This is a genomic window from Clostridium gasigenes, assembly GCF_900104115.1.
Taxonomy (GTDB): domain Bacteria; phylum Bacillota; class Clostridia; order Clostridiales; family Clostridiaceae; genus Clostridium; species Clostridium gasigenes.
Window position 1 is genome coordinate 796,004 of record NZ_FNJM01000001.1, and the last position, 26,821, is coordinate 822,824.

Consider the following 26,821-nt stretch of genomic DNA (forward strand, 5'->3'; position numbering starts at 1 on the left):
AATATTCAAAAAAATAACAAGTTGATATGCTCGTCTAGTTTAATAGGCTACGTCGCATTCTGACTTATTATTTTTTTGAAAGGTCTTATCAAATTTTAAATTCCAATAAAAATTCTTCTGCAATTTCTTTAATCCTTCTAATTTCATTTTTTTTATTTAACCACCAATCCCTACTCCAAACTCTAACTATATTACAACCGATACTTTCTAAATAGTTACGTCTATATATGTCAACTTCTCTAGCATTATAATTACTATTATATATAATGTCATCACACTCTAATATTAAAATCGGTATTTTATAGTTATTATTATAAAATACTAAATTAAGATTATATCCTGAAATATTAACGTTTATTCTAATTTTATAGCCTAATCCTATAAATGTATCATAAAGTTCTTTTTGCAAATAACTTTTGAATTTAAAATCATCTTCAAATAATTCATCTAAATTAGAGCATTTAGATTTCAATTTTGTAGTCGTGTATTTTGAGGAGGTAGTATTTAATAAGCACTTTTTAGGGTTTTCAACAGATTCTCCTGTAATTATATGTGTATTTTCCTTATATATATCATCTTCTATATCATCTTCATAAATATTACTTCCATCATAGAAGATAACAACATCAAATAATCCTTTTATATTAGGTAATACATTATGAACATTATTAAAATTCAATATAACACAAGGGTATATATCAAATATAATAAATTTAAATAATGTTAAAAAATCATAAATTTCTAATTTAGGTTCAGGATTATTTAAATAATCAGCTATATTAGGATTAGTTATATCTTTTATTCTTAATAATTCTGAAACTTTATTATCCCAAATATATTTTATTCCTAAAGGAATAAATGAAATCTTAGTATTAATAGAAAGTTGAATTTCTTTTAATATAATCTCAAAATTTTTATAATAATAAAGAATATCTGTTTCAGTAGTTTCTATTTTTTCTATATTATAGTTTACATATAAACTAGGGATACATCTTAATAAAATTTTTATATCTTCTTTTTTTTCAGTATTATTATAGCAGTAAGTTAGAATTTCATTTTCTATATTATCGAAATGATTTATTTCTTCAGTTGATTTTTTAAAGCTTTGATATATATTTAATATATTTTTTAAGTTTGTTAGATAATCAATAATATCTTCATTTTTTAATAAAGTTTTTATGAAATTATTGTACTCATCCTTATTTATAATATCTTTCATAAAATCAAAAGCTTTGATATAAAAGTTGATATTTTCTAGATTTTCTAAAAATTCTAAATAAATTTTTTTTTCAAGATTATTAAATATAACTTCTTTATCTTGTTGAATCTTAATTATAGATCTATGCCTTATCCAATAAATAGGACTCCATTTATTTATTATAGTATCTTTATTAAGCATAGAAGAATTATGCTTTGAATTTATAAGTTGAGCCAATGCTTTAATAGAGTCAACTTTAAGTGTATTATTAATTGAAAATGCAGAAATAAAGTCATTTTTATACTCTGAATTATATAGAGGTAATTCAAAGGCTAAAGGATTATTTAAAAGCGAGCTAATTTTTGATATTGCTACCGACAAACTATTTTCGCTAATATTATTAATTAATTTAGAAAATAATTTATTCTTTTTAAAACGTTTATATTTAACATATCTATCTATAATATCTTCATTAAGCAATTTATTAACAGAGCTATTTATTTCATCATATTTATAATTAACAAATGGGTTTTTAATTCTATAAATTTTATAATACTTATATAAAATATGGGTATTATTTATTTTTTCAGTTGTTTTATACATATCTAGTAAATTTAAACCACAGGGTCTAACTGTATAGAATAATTCATTTATGCTATTTAATATTTCAATTTTTTTATCTATATCTCTTGATAAAACTTTTATTTTACTTAATGTGGTACTACCAGTATTTTTTGATAATTGATTTATTGATCTAGATATATTTTTATAAAAACAATCTAAATCAATATCAGAATCTACTAGCAAGCTTATTTGATTGTTTATATAATTTAATCTTCCATAGATACTATTAAGTATATTTAAGTTCTTAGATATAAGTAAGACTCTCTTTCCTTGATATAAGCTGTTGGAAATTATATTAATGATAGTTTCTTCTTTACCGCTGCTAGGTGGACCATCTATTATCAAGCTATTATCTTTATTAGCAAGGATTACAGCTATTTCTTGTATATAGTCCAATTGGGATATAAGGAATAAATTTTCTTCTTTAACATCTAAACATTTCATAAATATACGCTGCTAAAGTGCAGCCCCCCTTTTTATATTGAATTTTAAACTATCACATTAGTTATATAGATAAAAGCCTATACTAATTGATATCTATATATTCTATGAAGACTATTCAAACATAATTACAAATACTTATTTAAATTTAATAAACACTTAAGAATAAACTATAGTAATTTATTCTTAAGTGTTTTTTTATTTACCTTTTATTTCTTTTTCAAAATTATAAATTTCTGTTTTCTCTTCCTTGCTAAGTTCTATTTCAAGTTGACCTTTTGCTTGTTTCTCTCTTTTTTCAATTAGCTTCTTATATCTTTCAAATCTAGCATCTCCAAGTTTTTTCCTTATAGTATCACTTCTAAGTTCTGAAAGTATTTGTCGTTCTTCTACAGTTAAATTTTCACCTCTTTCAACTTTGCATTTTAATACATTTAACTTTTCTTTTTCTTCAGAACTTAAAAAACTTTCATTCTCACTATTCCAAAAACTCTCAATTTTTTCTTTATCATGAGGTCTTTCTATATTAGTTTTATTTATATAATAGATTAGATTCCCTTCTATTGGATTATTTAATGTAGTTGAATTAAAGGTAAGAGTAGAATATTGCTGAAAGTTTAAGCTAGCTATTAGAATCACAAGTAATATATTTTTTTTCATCTATATCCTCCTTAAATGTATTTACACTTAATAGTATGTGAATAATAAATTTAATTAATCATATACTATATTAAATTTTTAAATATAAATACTTAAAGGAACTACTAATAGATAATGATCATTAATTATTAGTTCAGGCATAATAGGTAAAATAAGACCTTCATCCTGTAATAGATCTAGAAATGGTTTAATAGATCTAATTAATTTTTCATAATATTCAACTTGAGCTGTTTTTCTTAGGAGGCTTAAATTTTTCCCGTCATAACAAGTTCTCATAATTTTTCCTAATATCTCACAAGGACAATTAACTTTATCAAAAATTGATGAATTTTCATTCAAGAAAAATTTTGTATTTACAGTTACTATTAATGTTTCTTTATTACATTTTATAATAAGATCTTGAGTATTGTTTTTAGTTAATAATTCTAATAAATGATTTAACATATTTAAAATTTTAGTATAGTTTAATTTCCCTAAATTTTTATCAATTAATAATGAATCAAGATATTCTGTTCCATAACATTTTAAAACATCAGTTAAAATATCTAAGTAAGAAACAAGGGAAACTGTTGTAATATCTCCTCTTATTTTAATATACTCTCCTTGGGATATCTCTCTATTACATATAGTGAGCTCATTAATTTTTGTTAATATTTTCTTTTCATACATAGCATTTATTAATTGTCTATGAAGAGCAAAAACAGTAAAAATCCGCTTTGTTTCTTCTTCTTGTCTTATAACTTCACGAGTTTCAAAGGATTTATTATTTTCAATACTATTTTGATAAGTGCCTACCTCACTACAAGTCTTTCCTTTGTACCCTTCTCTAATATCTTTTGAATATCTATCTTCATCATAAAATTGTTCTTTATTTCCTTCTAGAAGTTTACCATCAATACAGTTATCATTAATTTTTCTATAAGTTCTAATGTCTATGTACCCGTAAAAAAATACTGATGATAAATTCTTAATTAAATTTTCATCTAAATAAATTAAGAGTTCTAAATCATCTCCCATCTATTCACCTCCTTATAACACAAAATATAATAGATATATTTTAATATATTTTAAAATAGATAGAAAAATGACTAGTTAATAATTTCTAAAAATTATAGGCATATATAAAAAGGAATAAAGGTATTTAATATATAAAATATAATTTAAGTATAGTTAATATATATAAATAAAAAGCAAGCTAGTTCAAATAGAATCCAGCTTGCTTAACGTTTACAAGAATGAGCGTTTTACTATACTCTATAATTAGTATAGGCTATTTCTTCAATTCTAATTATTAATTTTTCAAATATACCATCTCTAAAAGCTTTTGCTATTATACCTTGATTAAATTTATCAATTCTTATAATACTAGTACATATCCTCTTAATACAATCTACATCTGCATTTTCTATTACAGAAATATCATCAAAACATTTAAGGTATTTTAAATAGCCTTCATAGTTTAAATCTTTAAATGGATAGACAAATTCATTTTTGTATAATACCTCTATAAAGTCATGTTCAATTGAGCGGTCGTCATTACATATTTTATTTTTGAAGCTTAAAATCTCATCATATCCTTTTTTGCAAATTCTTCTCTTCATTTTATGCACACTCCTTATATAATTAACTCTATAATTATATTATATCACAATATTCAGAATATTGAATCTTTTAACAGTTATATTTAAATTAATTAGAAAAAATTATAAGTGAGATAAAAAAAATTTAATTTCTAATTTATCTCACTTTAGGTATCTTGAAAATTTACTAATTAAGTTTCCAAATAATAACTAGCTTTATAATTATTTTGAGTTCTCATTATCTATAGAGTTAATATAAATTATTTCTTCTTTATATTTTTTATAAACCCTAAATAAATTATGTGCATCATCTAAAGCATTATGTTGACTTCCCTCAAATTCAACTTTATAGTAAGTTAAGGCATTTTTTAAAGAAATCGCCTGATTAGATTTTCTATGAAGTCCATATTCACTTTGGAAATCAATAAAATTAGTTTTTATTGTATTAATTATATCTAATTTATATCCGTTCCTATCATTGTCACCTAGAAGAACTCTAATGTCATCTGGACCCCAACTAACAAAAATACATTTTTCTTGTTTAACCCAGTCTTCTAATGTAAGAAGAACCTCTTTAAAACTCTTCGCTTCATTTACTTCATCCTGAAGTAAATTTGTTAATTCAATTATCTTAGAACTCATAACATTATTAAAGGTTGGCCTAATAATTGAGTAAAAATCTGTTGTTTCTTCAGTACTAATCTTATACTTTACAGCTCCAATAGATATTGTTTCACCTACACCATGATTTTCTTCTTTATGAAAACTACAATTCATTTCAAGATCAAAAAATATAATACTTGTAAATTCTGACGTTAACTTATCATTAATTTTTATAACTTTTAAAACTTTCTTTTTTTTATTAGACTTGTTATTTTTCAGTTTATTTAATCTATAATAGTTTTTATATTGTTGTTTGTTTTCCATGTAATTCACCTTAAGTTTCCACTTTCTTTTATATTAATACTAGTATAGCAAATTTTTTTTAATTTCTAAACAGTTTATTATATTATTATTTGATTGAATTAGACTTTTTACTATTATCTTCATCATAAAAAATTAAAGATAATAAAATACTACCTAAAAGTATTATAATTATTATTAAAACTGATATTAAAGCTGATATTTCTATATTAAAATATAGAATAATTAGTTTTATTCCTGTAAACATTAAAATAACTATAATTCCATATTTCATAAATTGAAATCTATCATTAAGTTTAAATAATAAATAATACATACTTCTAAGACCTAAGATTGCAAATATATTGGAGGTATATACTATAAAAGGATCAGTAGTTATAGAGAAAATAGCTGGTATTGAATCTAAAGCAAACATTACATCAGAACTTTCTATAATTAATAAAATTGCAAATAACGGGGTAGCACACAATACATTGTTTTGAAACACAAAAAATTTATTTCCAACTAATTCACTAGTTACTGGAATTATCCTATTTAATCCTTTAATGATAATATTTTCCTTAAAATCTTTTACTTGTTCCATTTTGAACAACATTTTAAAAGCGCTAAATATTAATAAAAAACCAAATATGTAAATAACCCAATGAAATTTATTAACTATTTTTACTCCAAGTATTATGAATATCATTCTAAGTATCATAGCTCCGAATATTCCATATTTTAATACTCTTTCTTGATATATTAATGATATTCCAAATGAACTAAATATCATTAAGAATAAAAATAAATTATCCAAACTTAATGACATCTCAATTATATAACCTCCAAAATATTCTACTGCAGCCTGCTCTCCTCTAGCTATGTAAATAAACAAATTGAAAATTATTGATAAGGTAACCCAAAAGGCTAGTTTAGTAAAATGTTTTTCCTTTTTTATTTTCATATAAACATACTTCCTTATTAAATATTACTAAATATTTATATGAGAATATAAGTACCTATATGAATAATTCTATTTATTTGTACACCTAATTAAATTTCAATATAATTAGGCTAACCACCTATAGTTTATAAATGATTAGCTTTTAGATCCTCTAATATATTAAATTATATTATTTTATGCTCTCAAAAAACTCTAATAATATTTCTTTATTATCTTTTGCGAAGTCATATTCATCTAATACTCTTTTATTTATCCATTTACTGCCTATAATATCTTTATGTAATATAATGCTTTCTTTTATTATACCTGTATACGATGTATTTATAGCATTCTCATTTATAGTAAATTCCTTAAAAGGCGTGAAATTAAAAACAATACCTTTCAAATCATCTTTGGCAATTTTTTCAAGACATTTTTCTATTGTTTCTTTTCCTTTAATCTCTCTGTTTAGAAGACTCCATACCTTAGGTTGTCCTTTTTTAACCTTCCTCTGAATAATTAATACATTATTAAAATCGTCCTTAATTATAAGTGAACAGCTAATAACTTTACTCATTTTGATTACCCCCTTAACTTTTAAATTAGCAGAATAATATTTTATCTAAAAGCATATAAATTATACTTTATCAATATTTTACCACACTTATACTATATTTTTCTATTACTTTTTCTATTTACATTTTATTAAAACCTATATATTTCTTAATTATAGTAAAAAACACCTATGTAATTAATATTACATAGGTGCAATTTATAATTTCAATAGGTTACTAATATTTTAAGAGTTACCTCTATTTTTTCTATAATTTAGTATATACCCTATTACTATATTTCCATGATAATAGGAATTATACTAGGTCTTCTTTTTGTTACTTCATATATATATTTTTCAACTGCTTTTTTTATATTAAGTTTAATTATATACCACTCTATTATTTTATCATCTAAGCATTTTTCTAGTTCACTTCTTGCTATGTTTTTAATATTACTTAATATCTCTTCTGCTTCTTTAACATAAACAAAACCTTTAGTAATTATATCTGGTCCTGCACTAATACTATACGTATCCCTTTCTATTGTTACAACAATTGTTACCATTCCATCTTGTGCTAAAAATCTTCTATCCCTCAAAACTAAAGAACCTACATCTCCAACCCCTAACCCATCTACAAATATTCTTCCTGTTTTAACCTTACCTGTTACATTAGCACTTTCCTCATCAATAGATAAAACTTCGCCATTTTCTAATATAAATATATTAGATTTAGGTAATCCTAGATTTTGAGCTAAATCACTATGATGTTTCAAATGTCTATATTCGCCATGTACCGGCATAAAATATCTTGGATGAACAAGAGTATGAATTAGTTTTAATTCTTCTTGATATGCATGCCCTGACACATGTATATCTTCTAAATCCTCATAAATTACATCAGCTCCATTTTTAAATAATTGATTAATAACCTTAGATATCATTTTATCATTTCCAGGTATTGGTGATGCTGATATTATATATAAGTCATTGGTCTCTATTTTAATCTTTCTATGATTATCAAAGGCAATTCTATAAAGACCAGCCATTGGTTCACCTTGGCTTCCGGTTGTAATAATAGTAATATCATTTGGTCTATGTTTATCAAGATCATCAAGTGATATTTCTATCCCTTCTGGTATATGTAAATATCCAAGTTCTATTGCAACCTTTGACATATTTTCCATACTACGACCACTAAAGACAATCTTTCTTCCAAATAGAATAGATGAATCTATAATTTGTTGTATTCTATGAATATTAGATGCAAATGTTGCAACAATTACACGACCTTCTGCCTTTGCAATTATTCTTGTCAATGTTGTACCTATGGATTTTTCAGACATTGTGTGACCTCTGCGCTCTACATTCGTACTATCTGCCATTAATAATAAAACACCTTGCTTTCCAATTTCAGCAATACGTTTTAAATCTATAACCTTTCCATCAATAGGAGTATAATCAATTTTAAAATCTCCAGTATGTAGTATTGTTCCAACAGGTGTAGTTATAGCTATAAAGCATGAGTCTGCAATGCTATGAGTACTTTGAATAAATTCTACTTTGATTTTTTCTAGCTCAATTATATCTCCCGGATTTACTTTGCAAAGAGTACACTTATCTGAAATTTCATGTTCAATAAGCTTATTCGCTACTATTCCTAGTGTTAAATTAGTTCCATAAATAGGCACATTAAATTGTTTTAAAATATAAGGCAATGCACCTATATGGTCCTCGTGACCATGAGTTAAAAAGATACCTTTTACTTTATCAATATTTTTAAGCAAATATGTAACATCTGGAATTATAAGATCTACTCCATACATATCCTCATCGGGAAAAGCAAGACCACAGTCTAAAACAATTATCTCATTATCATATTCAAATACGGTAATATTTTTACCTATTTCCCCAAGGCCTCCAAGTGGTATAACTTTTATTTTCTTTTGTTCTATCAAATCTATACACTCCTTACTTTTTCAAATTTCATACTTCTATTTTATCTAAGTAAGTCTAATCTTATTCTTTATTATGTCGTGTTTTTTTAAACCACTAATTTATTTTGATACAACCATTTGAATAAATGATATTGAAGCGGTTAGATTTGATAAAATTTATTTCTTATGAGTCTATTTGAGAATTAGATTCTTTTTAATTTTTCTATTTCTTTATCCTTTTCTTTTAAAAGCAGTTTATATTCTAACTCCTTTTCACTCCACTCTTTACTAAATCTACTAATTAAAGATGCCATTTCATCTGCACTTCCTGCTATTCTATTAAAAAGAAGCAAATTAGATTTTAGTATGTTTGGAATGTCATTATGAGAATATCTTAATATATGATCTATTTCACCATATCCTTCTTCAAATATTGTTCGCACTTGTATTTCGGCAATAACCTTTTGGCTTGTTGGATAAAACTCTACCAAATAGTGAACAGAGCGATATCCTGATGCCCTTGATCTCACTTCTATTCCTAAATCATCGAATATTTCTGTATTATCACCATCCCTCACATTTGCAGTAATCTCTATAATTTTCCATGTGTTTATAATAAAGTCATGAATATCTTCCCACTGCTCTTTAAATATATGTATAACTCTTATACCAATTAAATCATTAATTTCATTTTTGTAATTATTAATAGTAAATTCAAAGTCGTTTCCATATTTGATTTTTCTATCTTGAGTTTTCCTAATAATTTTTTCTATTAGGCGTTCTGGCTCTTTAATTCTAGATTTAACAGAATGAATAGTTCCTTCACTACGTAATATATTCGCTATAAAATTTGCTTGATTTTCATAAGAGTGTCTATAGCTAATATAATCTTCATATATATCACTCAAATTTTTTATATTTATATTATTTATTTCTATAATATCTTTTGAATAAGAATATTTTTCTAAGAATTCTTCTATTTTAAAAATATTTTCCATTATGGATACCTCACTTAAATTATATTTTTCTAAATATAATTTTATTATAATCTATATTATTAGTATAGTAGGACTTTTTTCCTTACTTTATATTTTTTTTATAAATATGTTAATATTTTTTAGTTATTGACGATAATAATTATGTAGATAAAAATGTGAGGTGAATATTAGTTGTTATATAGATTAATTATTACTAAAGCAAAAAAAAATTACTATGTAGGAGTATCATTCAGTGGTACAAAGTACAAAGTATATAATAATGAATACATAGGTAGTTATAAAGTTGGATCCGATATCTCATTTTATGCTAAGAAAGAAAGTGGATTTTTTAAAGATGTTCTTATTCCTATTTCAGATGAAGAGGCAGGCGTAAAAATTATTAATAATGATTTGTAGTCTATAGTTAGATTTTTTTCAGTACATAACTATTATAAAAATAAAAAAGCAGAACAAATTTGTTCTGCTTTTCTAATAACTTAAATTGCCCATTTCTTATTTCCAGTAAATGAGACGTTTAGCCATTTTTCATATTTTATATGATTAGTTTCTTTATCAATTTTTTCTCTTACTTTATCCATTTCTTCTAATGATTCCATTTTAGATTCTCCGTTAAATATAAAATCTATTTCTATTCGTAAGGAGCTTCCCATTTTGCTAACTCTAGTAATAGAATCTTCAAAGTTATATTCCTTTTGAATATCTTTAACAATTACGTATATTTCATCATTAATTTCATCATTAGCCTTTACTAAAATTATTTCCTTAAACACTCTTATAAACTGTGAAATAGGAACTTTCAAGAAAATAATTGAAGTTATAATAACCATTACTGGATCTATATATATAGTTAAGTAATATAATTTAGTGTTTTTTATAATTAAGAGAATAATAAATCCTAATAATACACCAGCACTAATTGCTGTATCCATTAACCATTGGCTACTCTCAGCCTTAATTATATCTGAATTTAATTTTTGTCCTTTAGATTTCATATAAGAATAAATTAACCCACATCCAATTACTGATAATATAGCGTAGATTAGAGCAAATCCTGTATCTACAGGATTACCTCCAGTACGTATTGTTTTTATAGCATTACTTAATGTTATAAAACACATTATTATAAGTACAATTGATTTAAAAGCTACAACCATTGGTTCTAATGCTTTCTTTCCAAAAGGGAAATTAACTTTATCATTTTTAGCTATAAACTTACATATAACTATTGATATTATTGATAAGAATAAACTTATTAAAGAATATACTCCATCAAACATAATCATTTCTGAATCTATAAATAATCCCCATCCTATACCAACAAGAGCGAAAAATAATCCACCTGCAGCTGAGAACTTTAATAACTTATTTTCTGTTTTCATGATACACCTCTATCTAATTTATATTATACTAATATAATATAACAATTAGATAGATTTATTAACTCACTTAAGGGTTGTATAACTTCTACTAATACGCTTATTTTTTTACATAGTATTTTTTCCAAAAAGCATAAAAGTACTCTTATTTTATGATAATAATACAAATCCTTATATCTTTTATGCTGTTTATTGCAATTTCAGTATATATAATAATTAAATCTATCTTTTAATTATATAAAATAGATAACTTTTGTTAAATGTCTTTATAAAAATATAGATGTTCTTAAGCGTATCTTAAATTCATTCTATAAAAGACTTAACAGTAACAGGTTTATTATGTATAATTAAGATGTTATTCTATTAATACACAGTAACTAATAATAATTACTAAATATGAAAGAGGTTTTTAAAATGTTAAAAGAATTATTAAAGAAAAATGAAATAACTGCAATGAAGGCAAGAGATAAGGCAACAGTAAGTGTTTTAAGATTAGTAAATGCTGATATCAAATCCTTTGAAGTAAATGAAAGAGAAACTATTTCTGATGAAGGAATAATAAAAATAATTGAAAAGCATATAAAACAATTAAAAGAAGCATTGCAATATGCTATTCAATTAAATCATGAAGAAAAAATTGCTGAAGGAAATTTTGCAATAGAATTATTAACACCTTATCTTCCAGCACAAATAAGTGATGAAGATGTTAATTCAATGCTTCAAGAAATTATAACTAATGGGAATTATACGGCATCAGATATGGGGAAAATAATGAAAGAAATTATGCCAAAGGTTAATGGGAAATTTGATAGAGCAAAAATTAACCCAATGGTTAAAACTCTTTTAGGATAGCAAAATATCAATAAACTCCCAATAGATAAATAATATATTTATCTATTGGGAGTTTTAATAATTAATCTAATTATTTTAGTCTTCGTCTTGCATTTCTTCAAATATATTATTATCTATAATATATTCTATTACTTCTTTGTCACTTTTGAATTTTTTTTCAATTTCTATTACATCCTCATCAAATGGTACATAAGTATACTTACCTTCTACATATATTTTTCCAGTCATACTTGATAATATTTCTTTATATAACTTATCTCTTTCGTTCATAATTTTCTCTCCTATCATAATTATTTCCCTTTTATTATACCACTTCAGCTAATATTATAAAATCTCTTTTTAAATAAGCCAATGGTAGTTAGCATTTTTTTAATAACTACCATTGAGCTTATTTTACTAACCTAATGCTACATCTAACACCATCATAACTAAAAAGCCTAAAATTAGCCCTATAGTTGTTAGATTTTTATTTTCCATTGATGCTTCGGGAAGTAGTTCTGATCCAACTACTGCTATCATTGCACCAGCAGAAAATGCTAATAAAAGGGGAAGAATACTTCTCATTGTTATAGCTGCAATAACGCCTATTACTCCAGCTATTGGTTCAACTAATCCAGATGCTTGTCCATAAAAGAAACTCTTACTTCTTGAAAGTCCCTCTCTCCTTAATGGCAATGAAACGGCTGCCCCCTCTGGAAAGTTCTGTAGACCTATACCAAGTGCTAAAGTCATGGCCGCAATTAACGTTGTTCCTGGAATACCAACGGCTACTCCTCCAAAAGCAACTCCTACAGCCAATCCTTCTGGAATATTATGAAGTGTTACTGCCAAAACTAATAGTATACTTTTTTTATATTGTTGAGATTTTGGTGTTTCTAATTGTAATTTCCTCTTTATTATAACTCCATATGAATATTTATCCATTAGCTTATCAGCAAAAATAATAAATATTCCGCCTAAAAAGAAACCTATTCCAGGAATTATAAAACCACTCTGACCTAATTCTTCACTAAGCTCTATTGCTGGGTTTAAAAGTGACCAAAAACTAGCAGCTATCATTACGCCTGCTGCAAAACCTAACATAGTATTAAGAATTTTTTTATCAACCTTTTTAAAGAAAAATACTATTGATGCTCCCAATGCAGTTATTCCCCAAGTAAATATAGTTGCAAGTAATCCTTGAAGTACAGGATTTAAATTTATAAACCAGTCCACTAACTAGTCCTCCTAAGTATATTGTTAATTAAATATATTATATAATATACTTATAATACTCTAATTGTTACATAAACCCTTAATTACTGCTAACTATAATTCAATATTTCTTAAAATAGAAAACACTTTACTTATTTTAGAAAATGTACTATTTATTAATTATTATTCTAAGTCAGTACAAGTACTTACTTTTTAAATTTTTCTATTATATATATTATTTTATTTGTTAAATCTTCACTTTCTTCTAAAATACTAATGCTATATTTTTTGTTATTTTCATGAAAAACATATTCAACTTGATTGAAAATATATTTATTATCTATTAAATCAACAGATATTCCATATTCGTTATTTTTATCAAATTCCATTTCACCAGTATTAATTGAATTTAATTTAATTTTTTCTCCATTTGCTAGACTAAGGGTATCATATATATCCTTTCTAGCGAATGGAATATATAAGCTTCCTTCTTGCACATTACTAAAAAAATTATTTATATCTTTCATATTTAAAATTCTATCTTTTCCTATAATATTATAATATTCCTGGTCAATAAAACATTCATTAAATAGGATTGGTATAGTTGATGTTGGAATATCACTGATATAATTTTCTCTTACCTCATTAATTAATCCCTCTAAATTATAATCCGCACAGCTTACTTTCATTAATGCACGATCTTCACTAAATGGAATATCATTTTCATCTGTAAATTCTTCTATATTATGTTCAATATAAAAAACACCGTAAGTATTATATCCACAATCTTCTAACTCCTGTTCTATATTATATAGTTCATCTATTTTATTTTTTAAATGTGGCATATCCTCACCAGTTTCTACATTTCTTATTCCAGCAATAGTTGCATAGGATCTATCAGGTATTTTACCAAATCTATTTACTATAGGTGCTATCATTTGTTCTATTTCAACTAATGAATCAATAGAATACGCTTTATTAACATCTCCAGAAAACCTATTAGCTAAGTATTCAGGATTAAAGTTTTCTAAACTATCTATAATTTTTCCCACGGGACAGATGATAGCGAGTTTTTTATTTTCATATGTACAAGTTACTGCACAAAGTATTTCAATTGATTTATCCAATACATTTCACTCCTTTAAAACTTTTGTAATTAATATATCATGTACTAAATTGAATATACAATAATAAAATTAAACTTTAAATTGAGCTTTGCTCCCTTTGTTTGTTAAGCTTATTTCTAATCTTGCATCTATTCTTTCTTTTAATTCCTCTACATGAGATATTACACCAACTAATCTACCGTCATTTTGAAGGTCTATTAAACATTCTATGGCATTATCTAGGGATTCTGGATCCAAGGTTCCAAACCCTTCATCTATAAACATTGTATCTAGTTGAATTCCGCCAGCATGTGCTTGAACTATGTCTGCAAGTCCAAGTGCCATTGATAAAGATGCCTTAAAACTTTCTCCTCCAGATAGTGTTTTTATATCTCTTGATTTTCCTGTATAGTTATCAAATACTTCAAGGTCTAACCCTTGACCTTTTCTCATATCTCCTACAATTTGTTTTCTTAGAAGTTCAAATCTATTTGAAGTCATCTTATTAAATCTAATATTTGAGGCCTTAATTATATCCTCAAAATATGCAGCTAGAACATATCTTTCAAAACTTATTTTCTTAGGGTTATCTCCATTAATAATATTAGAAAGCTTCCCTACAGTTTTATATTCCTTTTCATCTATTTCTATTTCCTTATTATATTTTTCACATAGTTCAATTACTGAAGAATTATTTCTTATTCTAGAAAATAATTCTTTGCTTTTTTCCAATAACTCTATCCTATTATTAATTTCTTCATTTAATTTACCTTTAATTATTGCTAAGTCAACTATTACTTTTCCATGAACGTCCTTTAAGGAAACTTCGTATAATTTTTGTGTTGCTGCTAATTTAGAATTGAAATTATTAATTTCTTTATTTAAACTAGCTATTTCAAGCTCTAATAACATACATAGTTTATAATCCTTATAATTTTCAAATCCTAAATCTAAAACTTTTTCTTTAAATATTGTTAAAGCTTCTTTTAACTCTTCCTCTGCTAAATTTCTAACTTGCTTAGCTTTCTTATAGCTACCCATTTCTTGATCTAGTAAAGTTTTTGAAATGTTAAAAATATTTTCAGATTCATCATAATCACTTTTAAGTTTTCTTATTTTTATAGTTAAACTATTTTCAATAATATCTAATTCTTTTAAAGTTCTCATTTCACCTTTAAATTCATTTTTAATATTATCTAGGTTATTAATTAGAACTCTTAAACTTCCTTCATTAAGAATATATTCCTCATTTCTAACTTTTAATTCTTCTCTTAATAATTCATTATCTTTTTCTCTTCTTTGTTTTTCATTTATTTTATGATTCTCTTTTATGATAACATTATTTAATATTTCGATTTTACTTTTAAGTTCTAATAAAACAAAATTATTATTATTTATAAGAGCTATTACTTCAACTTTTATTTCTTGTAAATTCTCGTATTGAGCCTCAGTTACTTGATTATTATTAAGTAACCCTTTATTTAGCAGTTCACTAGATAGTATATCTATAGAATTCTCTTTTATAGATTTTAAGGTAGAATTAATATCTGTTAACTCTGTTAGTTTATTTTCTTTTACCGCTCTTATTTTTTCTAGTGAATCTTTACTATTATTTACATACTCTTCAGTTATTTCACTATTTGCTAATTTTGCTAATTTGGGATGATTAGATGATCCACACACAGGGCAGCAAATCCCGTCTTCTAATCCTAAAGCAATTAACCCTGCCTGACTTTTCCTTAATGTATCTTCTAAGCTCTCAGTTTGCGATTTTTCTTTATTAAACTGCTCTTCTAATTTTTTAAACATAATTCTTTCAGTTAAATGTTTTTTATAATTTATATTCCATTGATTAATACTATTACTTAAGGTATTTAGTTTTAAATTTTTATTAGTGTATTCTAATTTTTCAGCTTCTAATTTACCTTTTTCTTCTTTAGCTAAATTGATTTTTTCTATATCTTTGCTAAATTTATTGATATTAGAAGTATTTTCTTCTTTATTTAATTCTATTTCTTTAATTTTATTTTTTAATGTTTCTACTTCTATTGAAAATTTATTAACCTTATTAAATATTTTCTCGTGTTCTAATACCTTTGTTTTTAATCTTAGGTTTTCATCTATATCTTTTATTAACTGATCTTTCTCTTTTTCTTTGCCTTGCTGAAGTCTAAATTGCTCAGTTGCCTTTAAACTACTATCTTTATAACTTTCTATTTTCTGTTCTATTTCTAATATTTCTTCCTTAACCTTTTTTAAATAAATATTTTTCTCATTATACTTATCTTCATAAACTTTAACACTTATTGCTTTTCTTCCTCTATCTAATGCTACTGTTTTTTCTTCAAATTCTTTAATCAGCTTAGTTAAATCATCTAACTCTTCTTTATTATTTTCTAAGCTTATAAATTTATTATTTGTTTCCTCTCCAATAGTTAAACTTCTAGATGTTTCTTCTATAACTTTATTAATACTATTTATTTGATTTTCTAATAGAAGTTGGTCTTCTTTATCATTTTCTGTAAATCTATTAAAACTTTTCATAATAACCTCTATATTAAGATTGTCTGCATTTATAATCCTAAATAATTCCTCATCTTTTTCTTTACAAATAAAGCTCCTTATTTTTCCTAATCGATCCCTTTCTACTTGCTCTATAGTCTTTTTTAGTTTGATTGATTGCTCCTTTATATCCCTTTGAATTTTTTCAAATATTTCTGTTCCAAATATCTTTCTGAAAATTGCTTCCTTTTCATCACTTTTGGAGTTCAAAAGTTTTTTAAACTCTCCTTGGGGAATCATAACTAATTGTTTAAACTGTTCTGAACTTATACCAAGAATACTTTCTATTTCTCTAGTTACTTCTTTAGACCCTGTGATGGTTTTGCCCCCTATAATTCTTAGTTCTGCTGTTGGCTTACTTTCTGTGAACCCATCCCCATTTTTTTTAGGTTTAAAATAGGAAGGAGTTCTTGTAACATGATACTCCTTCTCTCTTAGTGAAAAGAAAATTTCCACTTCTGTTTTAGTATCTGCTTCTGCGAAGTCACTTCTTAAAGACTTACTTTCTCTGTCGCTTCCACTTGGCTCTCCATAAAGAGAAAAATTAATTGCATCAAATATTGTTGTTTTTCCTGCTCCAGTATTTCCTGTAATAACAAACATATTCTTTCCTTTAAGGTTTTCTTCAAAGTCTAATTCCTGTCTTGATGCATAAGGTCCAAACCCTGTTATTATTAATTTTTGCAACTTCATTATCATTCACACCCTTTTTGAGCTTTGGTTATCACTTTTTTAATTACTTCTATCTCTTCTAATGAGCACTCTTCCCCAATAATATCTTCATAAAAATTTTGAAATAAATCAAACTTTGATTTCTCATTTATATTACTTGCTACAACCTTATTATTTAATGAAGCTTTAAGTCTATCTTCTCTAACTAACTCCATAACATTTGGATAAACACTTCTAAGCTTTGCCATTGGATCTAAAAGTTCTCCGGTATCTTTTAGTATTGCCTTTATATAATCATCTTTATTTTCTAGTGCTACTACATTTTCTTTTAATAATTGCTGTAGTTCTCCAGTAATTATTCTAAAATCTTTTCTTGGCTTAAATTCAGACAACTCGATTTCAATTTCACCGTTACTATCTATATTTACAATTGTTATTCCTTTTTTTTGTTTTATTTCTGAAAAAGAATATTTTAATAAAGAGCCTGAATATCTAATTTTATTACTTCCAACCTTTTGAGGCCCATGTAAATGGCCTAAAGCTGTATAATTGAAGCCCTCAAAACAAGATGAATTTATAAGATCAGTTCCTCCTATTGATAAAGGTTTTTCTGAGTCACTTTCCTCTAATATAACTAATTCTTCTTTATCATTTTTACTATAGGTAACATATCCATGCGCCATAACAATATTCCGTTCCTTAGTATTTAGAGTTTGTTTTATTGAATTTACAATCTTATTCATTGCATCATTATGTGTTTTGATTAAATTATCATCAAATAAATCTCTTACAATTGGTGGATCTGCATATGGAATTGGGTAGAAATTAACAGGCCCATATTCATCTGTTAAAGTTATCTTTTCAATATTTCTTTTTAAATTACCACTTATATATAATCCACTTCCTTTTAATAGGACACTTCCAAAATTTAATCTTTCATTACTATCATGATTTCCAGCTAATGCTATTATAGGTGTTTTTAAACCTCTAACTATTTTATCAAATATTCTATTTAACAATTCTATTGCTTGAACTGGTGGCACTGATCTATCATATAAATCACCTGCTATTAACACAACATCAGGTTTTTCTGTTTTAATTTTTTCAAAAAGTTGATCAATTACAAATTCTTGGTCTTCTGTCATATAGAACCCGTTGACTAATTTACCTATATGCCAATCTGCTGTATGAAATATTTTCATATATTAAAACCTCCAAAGTATATACTTTAAATATAATTATAATTTTATCATATTTATATTTTTTTGTGAATTTTAGGTTTATTTAGTTAATAAAAAACATTTTAGTATATTATTATATTATTAGTTAAATTTCGCAAATATAAATGATATAATCAATATTTTTTTGCTGTATTACTGCGTTCTATTGATATTTATGTTAAACTTCTATTATTAATATAAAAAGGTGGGCGAAATTTATGAACGTAGAAAAAATTGCTTTTGAAAAGCTTGGTTTTGTTAATTATGTTCTTTCTGATTATATTGAAAATTTTAGAAAATATATAATTAATTCTCCTAGCTCTATTTCTAAAGAAACTTGTAGATTACATTGTTTGAATTTATTAGGATTTGATAAATTTTTATATTTAAAATATAAAGATATAAATTTTAATATTTGTGATTTAAATGAGGAGGATATTAAAGATTATAGAGATTTTTGTATGAAGGTTTTAAATAATAGCAGAATTACTGTCAATTCTAAACTATTATCAATTAGATTGCTAATTAAATATATGGTTGATATATTCAAAGTCTATAAATATAATTTTTCATTAAATATTCCAAAACTTAAAGTAGAAAAAACCGCTCCAAAGCATGTTAATCCTAGCCATATTAAATTGATTTTAAATATTATTAGAAAAAATAATTATGGTATTCGTGATGTTTGCATTTGTAAAATAATAATTTCTACAGGTCTGAAAATGAAATCCATATTTTCTCTTAATATGTCTAATATAGATTTAGATAATAGACTTATTCGATTAATAATAAATAATACTAATTGTAGTTATCCAATAAGTGATAGTTTATTTAAGGATTTAAAAGATTATATAAATTTTAGAGATTCATTATCACCTGATACAGATTCATTATTTGTTAACGACAAAGGTGGAGTGAAAAATATCCGATCTTTTCAAACAACTTTTAAAAATGCCGTTATAGCTTCAAACTTACCGGAAGAGTATACTCCTCAAAACCTAAGAGCAAGTTTTATGTATGTTATGGCCTCTAAAGTTGAAGAAGACCAATTAAAAGAACTTTCAAACCAAAAAATTGTAAAACAATACTGTGATCTTAAGAATAATCCTTTAGCTGGAATAAATTAAAACTATTCAAGTGATTTTTCAAAATTCCTAAGGGCCCGTCAAGAAAATAATTAGTCAAATTCTTAATCTTAAAAAGACTGAAATTGGTAATAATAACCCTTGGCTGAAGGTTATTATTTATACTAATTTCAGTCTTTTCTTATTAATATTTATCATATGTTATTGCCTGGGAAATTTTACATATTTATACTATTTTTAATTTAAGTTCATTATTTTCTAGCTCTATATTACAAGCTCCTCCTTTACATAACTCACCAAATAATATTTTGTCTACTAGCAATGGTTTTAACTTTGAATTTATTATTCTAATTATTTCTCTTGCTCCAAATTCTTTTGAAACACCTGCCTTAGAAATAAATTCTATACACTCTTTTGTAAAAGTAATGGTTACATTTTTACTCTTTAGTTTTTCTTTAAATATACTTAACTCTTTTTTTACTATTTTTTCAGCCATATCCTTATCGACATGATTAAATACAACTACCTTATCTAATCTGTTTCTAAACTCAGGAGTAAATATTTTCTTGATTTCTTCTGTTATTGCTTCGCCCTTAATTTCTCTTTGTCCAAATCCTACTAAGTTTTTTCCAATATTTCTTGCGCCTGCATTAGATGTCATTATCAAAATTACATTTCTGAAATCAATTTTTCTTCCTTGATTGTCAGTTAGTGTTGCATAATCCATCACTTGTAATAATACATTTAATATATCTCCATTAGCTTTTTCTATTTCATCTAATAAAAGCACACAATTTGGTTTCTTTCTTATTGCATCTGTTAAAAGCCCACCTTCTTCATATCCTACATACCCAGGCGGTGAACCTATTAATTTTGAAGCTGAATGTTTTTCAGCATATTCACTCATATCGAATCTAACTAAATCTACTGATAATGTTTTTGATAATATTTTAGCTATTTCTGTTTTACCTACACCTGTTGGCCCTACAAAAAGCATTGATGCAACTGGTTTATTATCATCATTTAATCCAGCTCGTGACATTTTTATACATCTTACAACTTCATTAATAGCTTCACTTTGCCCAAATACATTATCTTTTAATATATACTCAAGTTGTTTTAGGGAATTCACCTCTTCATTTTCTACTTTTTGTTTTGGTATACTACATATTCTTGAAATAATATCTTCTATTATATTTTCGTCTATAGTCTTAGTTTGATCTTTTTCTGCATTCATAGCTATAAATGCTCCAGCTTCATCTATAATATCTATAGCCTTATCTGGTAAAAATTTATCATTAATATATTTATGGCTTAATTTTACTGCGCTTATAATAGCCTCTTCTGTGTACTTTACATTATGATAAGATTCATAGTTTTCCTTAAGTCCATTAAGTATTTTAATTGTTTCTTCAATAGTTGTTTCTTTAACCTCTATTTTTTGAAATCTTCTACTTAATCCTTTATCTTTTTCAAAATGCTTTTTATATTCATCAAATGTAGTTGTTCCTATAAACCTGATTTTTCCTTCCATTAAGTATGGCTTAAGTAAATTTGATGCATCTAATGCGCCTGCATTTAATGCTCCTGCCCCTACTATGTTATGAATTTCATCTATATATACTATTGGGTTTGCATGACCACTTAACCCATCTAAAACACCTTTTATTCTTTCTTCAAAATCCCCTCTATATTTTGTTCCTGCGAGTAACGATCCTATATCTAACGAGAATATTTCTGCATCCTTTAGCTTGTTTGGTATTTTACCATCAACAATTAATTTTGCGAGTCCTAATACAATAGCTGTTTTACCAACTCCAGGCTCTCCAACATGAACTGTGTTATTCTTAGTTCTTCTACAAAGTATTTGAAGTGTTCTATTAATTATATCTTCTCTGCCTATTAAAGGATCACTTATATCTGACTTAACAAAATTAGTCATATTGGTTGTGTATTTTTCAACAATAGATTTGTTTTTCTTTGACTTTTTACTAGATTTACTTTCTATTTCATCTTTTTCACTGTCCCTAGTATCATTGCTATATTCATCATCTATTACTTCTTCCATTGAATCCTCATCTTCATAACTTATATAATAATTATTTTCATTACCATCTTCGTTATCATCATTTTCTTCTCTATGACATAAATTAAATAATAACTTTGCCTTAGTTACCCCTTCTTCTTGAAGATAATAAAGTGCATAGCTATCTTCAAGTAAAAACATAGCTGCCATTAGATGTTCTATTCCTATTTTACTTTTCTCACTGTATTTTGCTTGCTCCGTTGCTATATAAAATATACTTCTAAATCCAAAGCTCTCCTCTACATCAATCCCTTCTTCAACCTTTGAAATATGCTCATTTATGTATTCCTCTATCTGGTTTTTTAGATTATCTACATCACCACCACATTTAACAATAGCCATTTTAAACTCTTCATTTTCTAATGCACTATATAATAAATGTTCTGGTGTTATATATTCATGATTATTGATTCTTCCATAATTGAAGGACTCTATTATTATTTCGTTTAATATTTTATCTATTTCCATATTTACACCTCTTCTATTGCAAGTTTTAGAGGAAACTCTTCTGATTCTGATATCCTCATAGCCGTAGATAATTTTGATACTGCTATATCATAAGGATATATTCCAGCTATCCCTTTGCCTTTTTTATGGACATCTATCATTACTTTATTTGCTTCTTCTATGTTCTTGTTAAATATATCTATTAATATGCTAACCACAAACTCCATTGTTGTGAAATCATCATTATACATAACTACTTTATAATGCTTCGGTTTTTTTATTTTTATCTTGTTTTTTTCTGCTATTATTGTATTAGTCTCCATATTTCCTCCATTATTATAAATATTCATAATTTCTATATTACCACGTATTTATAATCTTTTTATATTTTTTATTATAATATTTTTTCTAATATAATAACCCCACTATTATACTATGGACCATTTTTTTTAGTATAATAATGGGATTATCTAGATATTTAGATCTTTTATATTTTTCATATACAGTTCTTCTTTATTATTTATTTCAGAGGCCTTAATATAACATTCTAAAGCTTTATTAAATTGATCATTAGCTTTATAGCTATCACCCATCTCATTCCATGTATAATCATCATCTGGATTTAGTATTAACAGTTTATTAAAGTATTCTATTGCTTCATAATATCTTTCTTGTCTATTCATCTCAAAGGCTATCTGTAATAATATACGGTTATCTTCTGGTTCTAAATTCTCAGCCTTAAACAGAAGTTCTTCAATTGATTTAAAATCTTCTAATGCTTTATAACATAAAGCAATCATAAAATAATTTTCTGCATCCATTATATCTAAAGCTTTTGCCTTTTCGAATAATCCTATAGCTTCTATATATTTTGCTTCTGTTATATATATAATTCCAAGTCCTGTGTATGCCCTTGAACAATTTTTATCTATTTCTAAGGCTTCTTGAAAGGCTATTTCTGCCATATCTGGTTCGTTTGTATCCTCCATGTATATCCACCCAAGAGTTGATTTCATTCCTGCTATTACTATGTTGTTTCCAGGATACTCTATAATATACTCTTTACACTTTTCAATTGCATCTTTGTATTTATCTTCTCTAATATCTAATTCTACTAAAAATTCTTTAGCTAACAATTGCTCTTCATCACTTTCTAAAACTTTTATAAACGCCTCTCTACTTTCTATATACATACCTAGCTCTAAAAAAGCTTCGCCTTTAACATTATAAGCATATACATAGTAGTCACTTCCACTTTCTAATGCTATATCAATGCATTCTAATGCTTTTTCATATTCTCCTAAAATTAAATATGTATGTCCTAAATATATTGCATAATCAGGATTCTCACTCTCTTTTAACCCATTCTCACAATAGGTTAATGCCTTTTCTGGATCTATTTCTAATATTTTATTAAATACTTCTTCTATATCATTATTTCCTAACGCTTGATTAATTATATTTTTCATAATATCTTTATTAATATTACTCATTAATTTACCCTCTTTTCCCATTTGCCTTTTCTTTGGCGGTCTCTAGTCCTTTATATACTATATCGTAGCCTTCATCTAATTCTAATGCTTTCTCATAACTATTTATTGCTTCTATATATTCTTCTTTATATAAATAATAGCTACCTAGTCCAATATAAGCAGTTCCACAATCTCTGTCTTTATTTAAAGATTCTTTAAATAATATGAAAGCTTCTTCTTGTTTTTCTAAATATTTAAACATTATCCAGCCTTTTTTTGTTTCCATAAATGCAGTATCTTTATTATTTAGAGTTTTTGAATTTAATATTATATTTATTCTATTTATCCCATCTAGATATTTACCTTCAGCTATATCTATATCAACAATATATACAATTGCAAAAAAACTATTTTCTTTATTTTTTATAACTTCCTTAAACGCTGATCTGCTTTCTGTATATTTTTCTAAGTAAAACAAAGCTTCGCCTTTTAAACTATATGCAAAAACTTTATTTGTACAGTTTAACTCTATCCCTCTACTTATAGTTTGGGATGCTTCTTCAAAATCTTCATTTGCCATTAATGCATCTCCAAGATATACAAGTATATCTGCATTTTCACTATCTTCTAAGCTGTCTATGCAATACTTTAATCCCGCGTCTATATCATCTTCCATAAGTTGTTCATATTTCGCTTTAAATACATCTATAAATTGCATAATAATCTCCTTAATTAATATAATGAAGTTTTTCTTGTCCTAATGTACTTTCAAAAAAATTAAATATTTAACTTAACTTTTTGAAATGCAATTTCCTTTTCAATGGACATACTATCTATATTTATTGATACCTTGTATATATTAGGACAATTTTCTTCTCTCCATAACCTCATATATTTTGCATTTGCAGTTAATGTATAATAGTATTTCTCATCAAAATCATCTGAAAACTCTAAGTATGATAAAATACTATTTTTATCTATTAGCAGGTTTTCTTTAGGTAGATTATTAAATATAGGTATAAAATATCTTAATGGAACTTCATAGTTATATATTCCAGTTAGTTTTTTACTATCCATTAAAGACCTTTTTAAAAATTTGTATATATTTAAATCCTTCTCCTTAATACCCAATTTCAATATAGGCTCTTTGTCATTATTTTTTTCTAATTTAACTTTTATCATTCGCTACTTCCTTACTTTAAAATATAATTATCCATTTATACTATTGTATTTTCTTATTAGTATGTTTAATTCAATTCTTATTCTAGTATAAATTCTTCATTAAAACCAGTACTTTTTACAGGGGCTTTACTATACTTATTATAAACTTTTTTAAAACTACTCCCATTTTTGCCAAATTTCATTCTTATATCCTAATGTAGCTAATTTCCCGTTTCTAACAATTGGAGTCTTTATTAGTTTTGGATTATTTAATAAAATTTCTTCCTTTATTTCTATACTTCTAATCTTATCTAAATTTAGTTTAGTATAATCTTTCGATGAAATATTTATTAATGTATTTATAGGTACTGATACTTTAACTGAGTTTAATTCGCCTTTACTTAATCCCTTTATATCAATATCAATAAATTGATATTTTATACTTCTTTCCTTAAAGTATCTTTCTGCTTTTTTAGTATCAAAGCATTTTTTTCTTCCAAAAATTTGTATATTCATTTATTTCTCCTTTTTATGATTAATAGGGTTATTTTATCACAACTATTGTATTAATTAAATTATTTAAACATCATATTTTATAGAACTAAAAATTCTTATTATAGATACTTATAGAAAATAGTATCATATCTAAACTTTATAAATATATTATATATAACTACTGTTTTTTATAAAGGATGGTGCATTTTGTTTTATATTATAATGTTTATAAAATCTATTTTACTGGAATATATTTTAATTTTTTGTCATGAATTAATTCATTTAATTTGCTCGTTTTTCTTAGGCTTAAAAATAAGTTTTTTTCAGGTTATTCCTTTTACAATTTATAAAAAACCTAATGGTATAGGAGTAAATATTAAATCAGGATACGAACCAGGATTTACAGGAAGGCTTCATTTTAACTCTTGTAGGTTAACTTCTTCTTTAGATTATTCAAAACTTCTAAAAAAGCTTAGAATATTCCTTTGGGTGGGACCTATTTTTGATTTTACTGTTTTTATAGTTTTATTTATTTTAGGAGTATCCCTTAAGGATTCATTATATCTTACTATTACTGCCTTGATTCATTTAGGTGTTGCTTCAATGACATTTTTTAATAGTGACGGTAAATATAGCATAGGTTCTAAAGAGGATGCTAGAATAGCTTACGCACTTGTTAATGCATTCACTTTATGTGGTAATGGTGATGTTAACTATGAAACTAAAAGAATTATGACTGACAAGCATGTAGAAATTAGTCAAAATATTGATTGGACGTTTTTTCAAGTTCATGATTTATGGAACTTTTTAAACAACCTATCCTTTTATACCTACTCCCTTTGTAACTATTTAAACAATGATTTATTATCTCTTGATGATAAAACCGAATTTTTTATGGAAACTCTTATTACTGATTTCGATAAGATAAAAACTTTTGACTATAGACAGGTAACTAAAACTTCAAGTTCTATTTTACTATATTATATTTATAGAAAAATACAATATAAAAGTTTTATTCCAGATAAGCATGTAGTAATTGAAGCTCTTAAATACTGTAACTCAATTTATTATAGAAACCTTTATAATTATTATTTTAATGATGATAATTTCGATTTCACTTCTTGTAAGGCGTATCTTCTTACAGAAGATAATATGCCTATGTTGTGTCATAACTGTCCTGGATATAGCAAATTTTTTTATAAACTTGTGAAATTAAAAGACTAGTCTTATATTAAAATAGAGCAATTATATAACGT

25 protein-coding genes are annotated in these 26,821 nt (G+C 25.4%); 4 read left to right on the forward strand and 21 right to left on the reverse strand.

Annotated elements, in window-relative coordinates; genetic code table 11:
* Window positions 1–88 precede the first annotated feature (88 nt).
* The 9 genes from BLS77_RS03910 to BLS77_RS03950 form a co-directional block, all read right to left on the reverse strand.
* Window positions 89–2,266, reverse strand: a complete 2,178-nt coding sequence (locus BLS77_RS03910) for a hypothetical protein (RefSeq protein ID WP_089966051.1) — start codon at window positions 2,264–2,266, stop codon at window positions 89–91.
* A gap of 195 nt (window positions 2,267–2,461) precedes the next feature.
* Entirely contained in the window at window positions 2,462–2,923 is a 462-nt protein-coding gene (locus BLS77_RS03915) for a hypothetical protein (RefSeq protein ID WP_089966053.1), read from the reverse strand.
* Between the two features lie 78 nt (window positions 2,924–3,001).
* Window positions 3,002–3,940: a DUF6414 family protein gene (locus BLS77_RS03920; protein ID WP_089966055.1), complete on the reverse strand. Its 939-nt coding sequence runs from the start codon at window positions 3,938–3,940 to the stop codon at window positions 3,002–3,004.
* A 230-nt stretch (window positions 3,941–4,170) separates the two neighbouring features.
* Window positions 4,171–4,524: a DUF6508 domain-containing protein gene (locus BLS77_RS03925; protein WP_089966057.1), complete on the reverse strand. Its 354-nt coding sequence runs from the start codon at window positions 4,522–4,524 to the stop codon at window positions 4,171–4,173.
* A gap of 201 nt (window positions 4,525–4,725) precedes the next feature.
* Entirely contained in the window at window positions 4,726–5,430 is a 705-nt protein-coding gene (locus BLS77_RS03930) for a 3'-5' exonuclease (protein WP_089966059.1), read from the reverse strand.
* Window positions 5,431–5,515: 85 nt separating this feature from the next.
* The gene (locus BLS77_RS03935) at window positions 5,516–6,364 is read right to left on the reverse strand and encodes a TerC/Alx family metal homeostasis membrane protein (protein WP_423231024.1); all 849 of its coding nucleotides are present in this window, start codon (window positions 6,362–6,364) and stop codon (window positions 5,516–5,518) included.
* Between the two features lie 175 nt (window positions 6,365–6,539).
* Window positions 6,540–6,926 carry a hypothetical protein gene (locus BLS77_RS03940; RefSeq protein WP_089966062.1) on the reverse strand — a complete coding sequence of 129 codons (387 nt, stop codon included), beginning with the start codon at window positions 6,924–6,926 and terminating at the stop codon, window positions 6,540–6,542.
* A 269-nt stretch (window positions 6,927–7,195) separates the two neighbouring features.
* Window positions 7,196–8,860, reverse strand: coding sequence for a ribonuclease J (locus BLS77_RS03945; RefSeq protein ID WP_089966064.1), 1,665 nt, complete (start codon window positions 8,858–8,860; stop codon window positions 7,196–7,198).
* Window positions 8,861–9,042: 182 nt separating this feature from the next.
* On the reverse strand, window positions 9,043–9,837 hold the full coding sequence (locus BLS77_RS03950) for a RelA/SpoT domain-containing protein (RefSeq protein WP_089966066.1): 795 nt from the start codon (window positions 9,835–9,837) through the stop codon (window positions 9,043–9,045).
* Between the two features lie 171 nt (window positions 9,838–10,008).
* On the opposite strand from BLS77_RS03950, the gene BLS77_RS03955 reads away from it, so the two are divergent.
* Window positions 10,009–10,233, forward strand: coding sequence for a hypothetical protein (locus BLS77_RS03955; protein WP_089966068.1), 225 nt, complete (start codon window positions 10,009–10,011; stop codon window positions 10,231–10,233).
* Between the two features lie 80 nt (window positions 10,234–10,313).
* Here BLS77_RS03955 and BLS77_RS03960 read toward each other — a convergent pair whose 3' ends face one another.
* Window positions 10,314–11,216 carry a cation diffusion facilitator family transporter gene (locus BLS77_RS03960; protein ID WP_089966070.1) on the reverse strand — a complete coding sequence of 301 codons (903 nt, stop codon included), beginning with the start codon at window positions 11,214–11,216 and terminating at the stop codon, window positions 10,314–10,316.
* A 411-nt stretch (window positions 11,217–11,627) separates the two neighbouring features.
* Here BLS77_RS03960 and BLS77_RS03965 point away from each other — a divergent pair, with 411 nt between their 5' ends.
* A complete protein-coding gene (locus BLS77_RS03965) occupies window positions 11,628–12,065 on the forward strand; it encodes a GatB/YqeY domain-containing protein (protein ID WP_089966072.1) in 438 nt (145 codons plus the stop codon).
* A gap of 75 nt (window positions 12,066–12,140) precedes the next feature.
* On the opposite strand, the gene BLS77_RS03970 is transcribed toward BLS77_RS03965, so the two are convergent.
* The 5 genes from BLS77_RS03970 to BLS77_RS03990 all read right to left on the reverse strand — a co-directional run bounded on the left by BLS77_RS03970 (window position 12,141) and on the right by BLS77_RS03990 (window position 18,801).
* The gene (locus BLS77_RS03970; protein WP_089966074.1) at window positions 12,141–12,335 is read right to left on the reverse strand and encodes a hypothetical protein; all 195 of its coding nucleotides are present in this window, start codon (window positions 12,333–12,335) and stop codon (window positions 12,141–12,143) included.
* A gap of 126 nt (window positions 12,336–12,461) precedes the next feature.
* On the reverse strand, window positions 12,462–13,280 hold the full coding sequence (locus tag BLS77_RS03975) for a ZIP family metal transporter (RefSeq protein WP_089966076.1): 819 nt from the start codon (window positions 13,278–13,280) through the stop codon (window positions 12,462–12,464).
* 185 nt (window positions 13,281–13,465) lie between these two features.
* Window positions 13,466–14,386, reverse strand: a complete 921-nt coding sequence (locus tag BLS77_RS03980) for a hypothetical protein (protein ID WP_089966078.1) — start codon at window positions 14,384–14,386, stop codon at window positions 13,466–13,468.
* A 69-nt stretch (window positions 14,387–14,455) separates the two neighbouring features.
* Window positions 14,456–17,620 carry an AAA family ATPase gene (locus tag BLS77_RS03985; protein ID WP_089966080.1) on the reverse strand — a complete coding sequence of 1,055 codons (3,165 nt, stop codon included), beginning with the start codon at window positions 17,618–17,620 and terminating at the stop codon, window positions 14,456–14,458.
* 2 nt (window positions 17,621–17,622) lie between these two features.
* On the reverse strand, window positions 17,623–18,801 hold the full coding sequence (locus BLS77_RS03990; RefSeq protein ID WP_089966082.1) for an exonuclease SbcCD subunit D: 1,179 nt from the start codon (window positions 18,799–18,801) through the stop codon (window positions 17,623–17,625).
* Window positions 18,802–19,037: 236 nt separating this feature from the next.
* On the opposite strand from BLS77_RS03990, the gene BLS77_RS03995 reads away from it, so the two are divergent.
* Window positions 19,038–19,946, forward strand: coding sequence for a tyrosine-type recombinase/integrase (locus BLS77_RS03995; RefSeq protein ID WP_089966084.1), 909 nt, complete (start codon window positions 19,038–19,040; stop codon window positions 19,944–19,946).
* 184 nt (window positions 19,947–20,130) lie between these two features.
* On the opposite strand, the gene BLS77_RS04000 is transcribed toward BLS77_RS03995, so the two are convergent.
* The 6 genes from BLS77_RS04000 to BLS77_RS04025 all read right to left on the reverse strand — a co-directional run bounded on the left by BLS77_RS04000 (window position 20,131) and on the right by BLS77_RS04025 (window position 25,586).
* Complete coding sequence (locus tag BLS77_RS04000) at window positions 20,131–22,458, reverse strand: AAA family ATPase (RefSeq protein WP_089966086.1); 2,328 nt, start codon at window positions 22,456–22,458, stop codon at window positions 20,131–20,133.
* Between the two features lie 2 nt (window positions 22,459–22,460).
* On the reverse strand, window positions 22,461–22,760 hold the full coding sequence (locus BLS77_RS04005) for an ATP-dependent Clp protease adaptor ClpS (RefSeq protein ID WP_089966088.1): 300 nt from the start codon (window positions 22,758–22,760) through the stop codon (window positions 22,461–22,463).
* Between the two features lie 147 nt (window positions 22,761–22,907).
* The gene (locus BLS77_RS04010) at window positions 22,908–23,930 is read right to left on the reverse strand and encodes a tetratricopeptide repeat protein (RefSeq protein ID WP_089966090.1); all 1,023 of its coding nucleotides are present in this window, start codon (window positions 23,928–23,930) and stop codon (window positions 22,908–22,910) included.
* Between the two features lie 4 nt (window positions 23,931–23,934).
* Entirely contained in the window at window positions 23,935–24,627 is a 693-nt protein-coding gene (locus BLS77_RS04015) for a tetratricopeptide repeat protein (protein WP_089966092.1), read from the reverse strand.
* 59 nt (window positions 24,628–24,686) lie between these two features.
* A complete protein-coding gene (locus tag BLS77_RS04020) occupies window positions 24,687–25,091 on the reverse strand; it encodes a hypothetical protein (protein WP_089966094.1) in 405 nt (134 codons plus the stop codon).
* Window positions 25,092–25,247: 156 nt separating this feature from the next.
* Window positions 25,248–25,586 carry an arsenate reductase family protein gene (locus BLS77_RS04025; RefSeq protein WP_089966096.1) on the reverse strand — a complete coding sequence of 113 codons (339 nt, stop codon included), beginning with the start codon at window positions 25,584–25,586 and terminating at the stop codon, window positions 25,248–25,250.
* 186 nt (window positions 25,587–25,772) lie between these two features.
* On the opposite strand from BLS77_RS04025, the gene BLS77_RS04030 reads away from it, so the two are divergent.
* Window positions 25,773–26,789, forward strand: a complete 1,017-nt coding sequence (locus BLS77_RS04030) for a zinc metalloprotease (protein ID WP_089966098.1) — start codon at window positions 25,773–25,775, stop codon at window positions 26,787–26,789.
* The last annotated feature ends 32 nt before the right edge of the window (window positions 26,790–26,821 follow it).

Bases quoted from the DNA above. Each gene is read 5' to 3' on its own strand.
- BLS77_RS03910 (WP_089966051.1), bottom strand. From the start codon at position 2,266: ATGAAATGTTTAGATGTTAAAGAAGAAAATTTATTCCTTATATCCCAA.
- BLS77_RS03915 (WP_089966053.1), bottom strand. From the start codon at position 2,923: ATGAAAAAAAATATATTACTTGTGATTCTAATAGCTAGCTTAAACTTT.
- BLS77_RS03920 (WP_089966055.1), bottom strand. From the start codon at position 3,940: ATGGGAGATGATTTAGAACTCTTAATTTATTTAGATGAAAATTTAATT.
- BLS77_RS03925 (WP_089966057.1), bottom strand. From the start codon at position 4,524: ATGAAGAGAAGAATTTGCAAAAAAGGATATGATGAGATTTTAAGCTTC.
- BLS77_RS03930 (WP_089966059.1), bottom strand. From the start codon at position 5,430: ATGGAAAACAAACAACAATATAAAAACTATTATAGATTAAATAAACTG.
- BLS77_RS03940 (WP_089966062.1), bottom strand. From the start codon at position 6,926: ATGAGTAAAGTTATTAGCTGTTCACTTATAATTAAGGACGATTTTAAT.
- BLS77_RS03950 (WP_089966066.1), bottom strand. From the start codon at position 9,837: ATGGAAAATATTTTTAAAATAGAAGAATTCTTAGAAAAATATTCTTAT.
- BLS77_RS03960 (WP_089966070.1), bottom strand. From the start codon at position 11,216: ATGAAAACAGAAAATAAGTTATTAAAGTTCTCAGCTGCAGGTGGATTA.
- BLS77_RS03965 (WP_089966072.1), top strand. From the start codon at position 11,628: ATGTTAAAAGAATTATTAAAGAAAAATGAAATAACTGCAATGAAGGCA.
- BLS77_RS03970 (WP_089966074.1), bottom strand. From the start codon at position 12,335: ATGAACGAAAGAGATAAGTTATATAAAGAAATATTATCAAGTATGACT.
- BLS77_RS03985 (WP_089966080.1), bottom strand. From the start codon at position 17,620: ATGAAGTTGCAAAAATTAATAATAACAGGGTTTGGACCTTATGCATCA.
- BLS77_RS03990 (WP_089966082.1), bottom strand. From the start codon at position 18,801: ATGAAAATATTTCATACAGCAGATTGGCATATAGGTAAATTAGTCAAC.
- BLS77_RS03995 (WP_089966084.1), top strand. From the start codon at position 19,038: ATGAACGTAGAAAAAATTGCTTTTGAAAAGCTTGGTTTTGTTAATTAT.
- BLS77_RS04000 (WP_089966086.1), bottom strand. From the start codon at position 22,458: ATGGAAATAGATAAAATATTAAACGAAATAATAATAGAGTCCTTCAAT.
- BLS77_RS04005 (WP_089966088.1), bottom strand. From the start codon at position 22,760: ATGGAGACTAATACAATAATAGCAGAAAAAAACAAGATAAAAATAAAA.
- BLS77_RS04010 (WP_089966090.1), bottom strand. From the start codon at position 23,930: ATGAGTAATATTAATAAAGATATTATGAAAAATATAATTAATCAAGCG.
- BLS77_RS04015 (WP_089966092.1), bottom strand. From the start codon at position 24,627: ATGCAATTTATAGATGTATTTAAAGCGAAATATGAACAACTTATGGAA.
- BLS77_RS04020 (WP_089966094.1), bottom strand. From the start codon at position 25,091: ATGATAAAAGTTAAATTAGAAAAAAATAATGACAAAGAGCCTATATTG.
- BLS77_RS04025 (WP_089966096.1), bottom strand. From the start codon at position 25,586: ATGAATATACAAATTTTTGGAAGAAAAAAATGCTTTGATACTAAAAAA.